This window comes from Hydrogenophaga sp. (genome assembly GCF_041633695.1).
Lineage (GTDB): Bacteria > Pseudomonadota > Gammaproteobacteria > Burkholderiales > Burkholderiaceae_C > Hydrogenophaga.
Window position 1 is genome coordinate 1 of the sequence record NZ_JBFJMY010000248.1, and the last position, 6,242, is coordinate 6,242.

General features: G+C 62.1%; 7 protein-coding genes. 4 read left to right on the forward strand and 3 right to left on the reverse strand.

The genetic code is table 11. The features are described from left to right. Nucleotides 1–778, forward strand: a 778-nt coding sequence (gene pgeF, locus ABYB95_RS14875; protein WP_372659352.1) for a peptidoglycan editing factor PgeF, incomplete at its 5' end; no start/stop codon positions are given. On the opposite strand, the gene ABYB95_RS14880 is transcribed toward pgeF, so the two are convergent. Beyond that, the gene (locus ABYB95_RS14880; RefSeq protein ID WP_372659353.1) at nt 698–1,015 is read right to left on the reverse strand and encodes a hypothetical protein; all 318 of its coding nucleotides are present in this window, start codon (nt 1,013–1,015) and stop codon (nt 698–700) included. The genes pgeF and ABYB95_RS14880 overlap by 81 nt on opposite strands. Before the next feature lie 125 nt (nt 1,016–1,140). Between ABYB95_RS14880 and ABYB95_RS14885 the strand changes: the two genes are divergently transcribed. From ABYB95_RS14885 to phbB, 3 genes are all read left to right on the forward strand, one after another. Then, nucleotides 1,141–2,979 carry a PHA/PHB synthase family protein gene (locus tag ABYB95_RS14885; protein ID WP_372659354.1) on the forward strand — a complete coding sequence of 613 codons (1,839 nt, stop codon included), beginning with the start codon at nt 1,141–1,143 and terminating at the stop codon, nt 2,977–2,979. Nucleotides 2,980–3,080: 101 nt separating this feature from the next. Next, entirely contained in the window at nt 3,081–4,259 is a 1,179-nt protein-coding gene (locus tag ABYB95_RS14890; protein ID WP_372659355.1) for an acetyl-CoA C-acetyltransferase, read from the forward strand. 109 nt (nt 4,260–4,368) lie between these two features. Beyond that, nucleotides 4,369–5,106 (forward strand): acetoacetyl-CoA reductase, encoded by a 738-nt coding sequence (gene phbB, locus ABYB95_RS14895; RefSeq protein ID WP_372659356.1) that lies wholly within the window; start codon nt 4,369–4,371, stop codon nt 5,104–5,106. Nucleotides 5,107–5,190: 84 nt separating this feature from the next. Here the strand turns inward: phbB and ABYB95_RS14900 are convergent, their stop codons facing one another. Together ABYB95_RS14900 and ABYB95_RS14905 are read right to left on the reverse strand one after the other, a co-directional pair. Further along, on the reverse strand, nt 5,191–5,592 hold the full coding sequence (locus ABYB95_RS14900) for a SirB2 family protein (RefSeq protein ID WP_372659357.1): 402 nt from the start codon (nt 5,590–5,592) through the stop codon (nt 5,191–5,193). Nucleotides 5,593–5,848: 256 nt separating this feature from the next. Continuing rightward, on the reverse strand, nt 5,849–6,242 hold a 394-nt coding region (locus ABYB95_RS14905; protein ID WP_372659358.1), incomplete at its 5' end, for a hypothetical protein.

Sequence of the window (6,242 nt, forward strand, 5' to 3'; positions counted from 1 at the left end):
CACGCGCCAGGGCGGCGTGTCGGTGCCGCCGTTCGACAGCTTCAACCTGGGCGACCATGTGCGCGACGAGGCGCTGGCCGTGGGCGCGAACCGGGCGCAGTTGGCCGAGTGCTTGGGCGCGCGCCCGGTGTTTCTGAGCCAGGTGCACGGGACCGAGGTGCTGCAGCTGTCGGCCGACACCGTGGACGCTTCGGTGGCCGACGCCTGCGTGGCCAGCGCACCGGGGCTGGCCTGCACCATCATGGTGGCCGATTGCCTGCCGGTTCTGTTTGCGCATCGCAGCGGAGCCGTGGTGGGCGCGGCCCATGCGGGTTGGCGCGGCTTGGCGGGTTCGGGTCCGGCCGCCGCGTCGGGGGCTGGCGTGCTGGAAACCGTGTTCCAGGCCTTTGCCCAGGCGGTGCAATCGCAAACCGGAGCCGGGTCGTTGCATCAGGTAGCCGCGCAAACCCTGGTCTGGCTGGGGCCGTGCATTGGTCCGGACGCGTTCGAGGTGGGGGTCGAGGTACGCGAGGCTTTTGTGCGCCACCGGCCTGAAGCCGATCGGTGTTTTACGCGAATCCAGCCCGCCGCCGAGACTGGGGCGCAGAAGTACCTGGCGAACCTGCCTGCGCTGGCCCGACTCCGCTTGGCCGCCATGGGGCTGGATCGGGTGTTTGGCAACGACGGCTCCAGCCGCTGGTGCACCGTCTCCACGCCCTCAAGGTTTTTCTCGCACCGGCGCGACGCCCTCCGGCTGGGCAGCACCGGTCGCATGGCCGCCTGCATCTGGCTCGGTTGAGGTCGCGGCCGCGTCCATGGCCTGTTGCGCCACTTTGGCGACTTCAGCGGCTTCCCGGGCGCGGATGGCTTTTCGCCTTTGCGGCGAGCGCATCAGGTAAACCACCAGTGCCACCGGGAACAGACCGTAAAGAAAAAAGGTCACAATGGCTCCCAGGACGGTGCCCGTTGTGTTGGTGGCCTCGGCCACCGACATCATCAACACCACATACAACCAACCAATCACCACCAGATACACCGCAGCTCCTTGAACCCATGGGGTTTTGTCAGCTTCCTGGAAGCCGATCTATCAATACTAGGGAAAACCCGATATTTTCCCGGCAGCGAAGATAATAAGTCGGCGCTAACCGCTTTGGAGACAAGATGAAACAAGAACCCACCTCGCCACAAGACTGGCTGGAATCGGCCCGATCGTTCCAGCAAAACCTGGTGGCCCAATGGACGCAGCTGGCCCAGTCTATGCCAGGGGCCGCCGCAAGCGCCCCAAGCCCTGCACCCGATGCGTCCGACCCCTGGGCCGCCTTCAAGGCGTTTTTGCCACCCAATGCGGCCAGCCCCGCCTTCGGCTTGCCCGGTGCCATGCCGGGTTTGGCCGGCATGGGCGACATGTTCAACCAGGCAGCCGGGCATCCGGTCAGTTTCGACCCCGCCCAGTTGGCCGAGATCCGCGACCAGTACCTGAAAGATGCAGCCGGTCTGTGGACGCCGGGCGGGGAGGTGAAACCGGTCGGTGACCGCCGCTTCGCCTCGGAGGCCTGGGCCAGCAACCCGATGGCGGCCTTTACCGCTGCGGTCTACCTGCTCAATGCCCGCACCCTGATGGCCTTGGCCGATGCGGTGCAGGGCGATGCCAAGACCCGCACCCGGGTGCGCTTTGCGGTGCAGCAGTGGATAGACGCCAGCGCGCCGAGCAATTTTCTGGCGTTCAATGCCGAAGCCCAGAAAATGGCGCTGGACACCAAGGGCGAGAGCATCGCCAAGGGCGTGGCCAATCTGCTGCACGACATGAAGCAAGGCCACGTGTCGATGACCGACGAGAGCGTGTTCGAGGTGGGCAAGAACGTGGCCACCACCGAAGGTTCGGTGGTGTTCGAAAACGACTTGTTCCAGCTGATCGAATACAAGCCGCTGACGGCCAAGGTCTATGAACGGCCGTTCCTGCTGGTGCCACCTTGCATCAACAAGTTCTACATCCTGGATCTGCAGCCCGAAAACTCGCTCATCCGCTACGCGGTGGCGCAAGGGCACCGCACCTTTGTGGTCAGCTGGCGCAACCCCGATGAGTCGCTGGCGCACAAAACCTGGGACAACTACATCGAAGACGCGGTGATCCGTGCGATTGCGGTCACGCAGGACATCACCGGTGCCGACACCATCAACGCGCTGGGTTTCTGCGTCGGCGGCACCATGCTGGGCACGGCTTTGGCGGTGCTGGCCGCGCGCGGCGAAGAGCCGGTGCACAGCGCCACCTTCCTGACCACCTTGCTGGATTTTTCCGATACCGGCATTCTGGACATCTTCATCGACGAATCCTCGGTGAAGCTGCGCGAAATGCAGTTTGCCCAGGGCGGCATCATGTCGGGGCGCGATCTGGGCACCACCTTCAGCTTTCTGCGCCCCAACGACCTGGTCTGGAATTACGTGGTGGGTAACTACCTCAAGGGCGAAACGCCGCCGCCCTTCGATCTGCTGTACTGGAACAGCGACAGCACGAACCTGCCGGGCCCTTACTACGCCTGGTACCTGCGCAACATGTACCTGGAGAACAAACTGGTGCAACCGGGTGCCGTCACCGTGTGTGGCGAGAAGATCGATTTCCGCCAGGTCAAGTTGCCGGTCTACATCTACGGTTCGCGCGAAGACCATATCGTGCCGATCGGCGGCGCGTATGCCAGCACGCAGATTTTCCCGGGCAAGAAGCGCTTTGTGATGGGGGCCTCTGGCCACATCGCCGGTGTGATCAACCCGGCGACCAAGAACAAGCGCAGCCACTGGATCGGCCCAGCGGGCAAGTTCCCGGCAACGTCTGAAAAATGGGTGGAAAGCGCCACCGAACATCCGGGCAGTTGGTGGACCGACTGGTCGGACTGGCTCAAGGCGCTGGCTGGCAAGCAAATTGCTGCACCGAAAAACGTGGGCAAAGGCAAGCAGTACCCGGTCATCGAACCGGCGCCCGGCCGCTATGTGAAAGCCAAGGCCTGAGGTCTTGCGCCATGTCATGCGGCCTTCATCGGCGCCGTGGCATGGTAGACCCCAGGACTGGCCCAGAACGTCATTTTTGATTTTTGAAGAGGAGACTTGAAATGGAAGATATCGTCATCGTGTCAGCGGCCCGCACTGCGGTCGGCAAGTTCGGCGGCTCGCTCGCCAAGACCCCGGCCACGCAGCTGGGCTCTATCGTCATCAAGGCTTTGCTGGAGCGCAGCGGCCTGCCCGCCGACGCCGTGGGCGAAGTCATCATGGGCCAGGTGCTGGCAGCCGGCGTGGGGCAAAACCCCGCCCGTCAAGCCATGATGAAGGCCGGTGTGGCCAAGGAAACACCGGCACTGACCATCAATGCCGTGTGCGGCTCCGGCCTCAAGGCCGTGATGCTGGCAGCGCAGGCCGTGGCCTGGGGCGACAGCGAAATCGTGATCGCCGGTGGCCAGGAAAACATGAGCGCAAGCCCGCACGTGTTGCCTTCCAGCCGCGATGGTCAACGCATGGGCGACTGGAAGATGGTCGACACCATGATCGTCGACGGCCTGTGGGACGTGTACAACCAGTACCACATGGGCATCACCGCCGAGAACGTGGCCAAAGAGCACGGCATCACGCGCGAGATGCAGGACGCCCTGGCGCTGGGTAGTCAGCAAAAGGCCGCCGCCGCGCAAGAAGCCGGCAAGTTCAAGGACGAAATCGTGCCGGTGTCGATTCCCCAGCGCAAGGGCGATCCGGTGCTGTTCGATGCGGACGAGTTCATCAACAAAAAATCCAACGCCGAAGCGCTGGCCGGTCTGCGTCCGGCCTTCGACAAAGAAGGCAGCGTGACCGCCGGTAACGCCAGTGGCATCAACGACGGCGCCGCCGCCGTGATGGTGATGAGCGCCAAGAAGGCCGCCGCGCTGGGCTTGAAGCCGCTGGCCCGCATCGTGTCCTTTGGCACCAGCGGACTCGACCCCGCCACCATGGGCATGGGCCCCGTGCCGGCTTCGCGCAAGGCACTGGAGCGTGCAGGCTGGAAAGCTTCGGACGTGGATTTGTTCGAACTCAACGAAGCTTTTGCCGCGCAAGCCTGTGCGGTGAACCGGGCGCTGGACATCGATCCGGCCAAGGTCAACGTCAACGGCGGTGCGATTGCCATCGGTCACCCGATTGGTGCGTCCGGCTGCCGCATCTTGGTGACGCTGCTGCACGAAATGCAGCGCCGCGATGCGAAGAAGGGCCTGGCCGCGCTGTGCATTGGTGGCGGCATGGGGGTTTCCCTCGCCATCGAACGCTGATTTCGCGGTTAAATGGACAGGCCTTGAAACGGAGGTTTGTTTTGGCCGCACAACCGCTATTTCTTGAATACCAATGGGCCGAACAACGGCCCCAACAGAGGAGCACATCATGAGTCAAAAAGTAGCGTACGTCACAGGCGGCATGGGTGGCATCGGAACCGCCATCTGCCAACGCCTGCACAAAGAAGGGTTCAAGGTCATCGCCGGATGCGGACCCACCCGCGATTTCAAAAAGTGGCTGGACGAACAAAAGGCACTGGGTTACGACTTCTACGCCTCGGTCGGCAACGTGGGTGACTGGGATTCCACAGTAGAGGCCTTCACCAAGACCAAGGCCGAGCACGGCATGATCGACGTGCTGGTGAACAACGCCGGCATCACCAAAGACCGCATGTTCCTGAAGATGTCGCGCGAGGATTGGTCCAGCGTGATCGAAACCAACCTGAACTCCATGTTCAACGTGACCAAGCAGGTCGTGCCCGACATGGTGGAAAAGGGTTGGGGCCGCATCATCAACATCTCGTCGGTCAACGGCGAAAAAGGCCAGGCGGGTCAAACCAACTACTCGGCCGCCAAAGCCGGTATGCACGGCTTCTCCATGGCATTGGCCCAGGAGATGGCGACCAAAGGTGTGACGGTCAACACCGTGAGCCCAGGCTACATCGGCACCGACATGGTCAACGCCATCCGTCCCGATGTGCTGGAAAAGATCGTGGCCACGGTGCCGGTGAAGCGCCTGGGCAAGCCCAGCGAAATCGCTTCCATCATCGCCTGGCTGGCCAGCGAAGAAGGCGGCTACGCCACCGGTGCCGACTTCTCGGTCAACGGCGGATTGCACATGGGTTGAACACCCGGTGACCAGCAAAAAGCCCCGCACTGCGGGGCTTTTTTTCGGCCGCGTGGTCTTGGCCCGTGAACCCAAGCCGAGCAGTTAAAACCAGCTCAAAAAAGCCAAGGGATTGTGCTGCCGCGCGATGCTGTAGATGGCCGCAAAACACAGCAAGGCGGCGGCATAGGCCAGCGCGCGACCCGGCCAGGATTTGGCGCGTTTGAGCGCGAAACTGCCGAGCACGATGTAGGCCACGAGCAACCCCAGTTTGGCCAGCAGCCAGGGCGTTGCAAAGGGGTTGAGATGCAGCACGGCGAGCAGCAGCAAGGCGGCCAGCAACAACAGCGTGTCGATGCCCATGCTCAGTTGGCGCATGCCGGTGCGCATGGGCCATTGCAAGCCAGCCAGCACACCCAGCCCGCGCAGCGCGAACAAGGCGCCGCTGGTGATTGCAAGGCCTATGTGGGCGTGTTTGATGTAGGGGTAAAAATGGGCCAGGAGCATGGTGTTTCGGGTCGATAACGCACGCGGGTGCGCAGGGATGAAAGCTAGGCACGGTGATTATCCTTGCCCTGCCCAGGTGTTTTCATGGGCGCACGCGAGCTGCAATGCGATGGTCTGTTGTATGGCATTCCGTGCTGCTGGTCTGGCGCAGGCCAACATGGCGAAGTTTCAAGCTTCGCCTCGCAGGGATTTCGCAGCATGAAGGCGAAAAAATACCCGCCGAAGCGGGTATTTTTCTTTTTCCGATGCCGGGGAATCAGTTGCCTCCGGTGGCGCCGGTCGCGGCTATCACAGACACCGTTCCTAGCGAAATGGATATGGAATTGCCGTAGAACTGGCTGGAATAAGTGACGTTGCCTGATGCATCAATGCTCAGACCTTCGTAGCTGGGGAAGAAGGATACCGATTGCCAGTTGGCAACCGACCACACGTATTCGCTTTTGAATGGACCACCAACCGTCAGGGCCTTGCCTTTTAAGGCCAAACTGACGGAACAGTTGTTGATGGTGTACGAACCTGCGTAGGGCTGGCCAGTCGGGATTTCGATAATGCACGACCCAAATTTGAAGGTACCGGTGGACGTGACCTTGTTGCCGTCGACCATGGTGTAGGTCATGTTGTCGGCGTCTTTGCCGCCCATGGTGATCTGG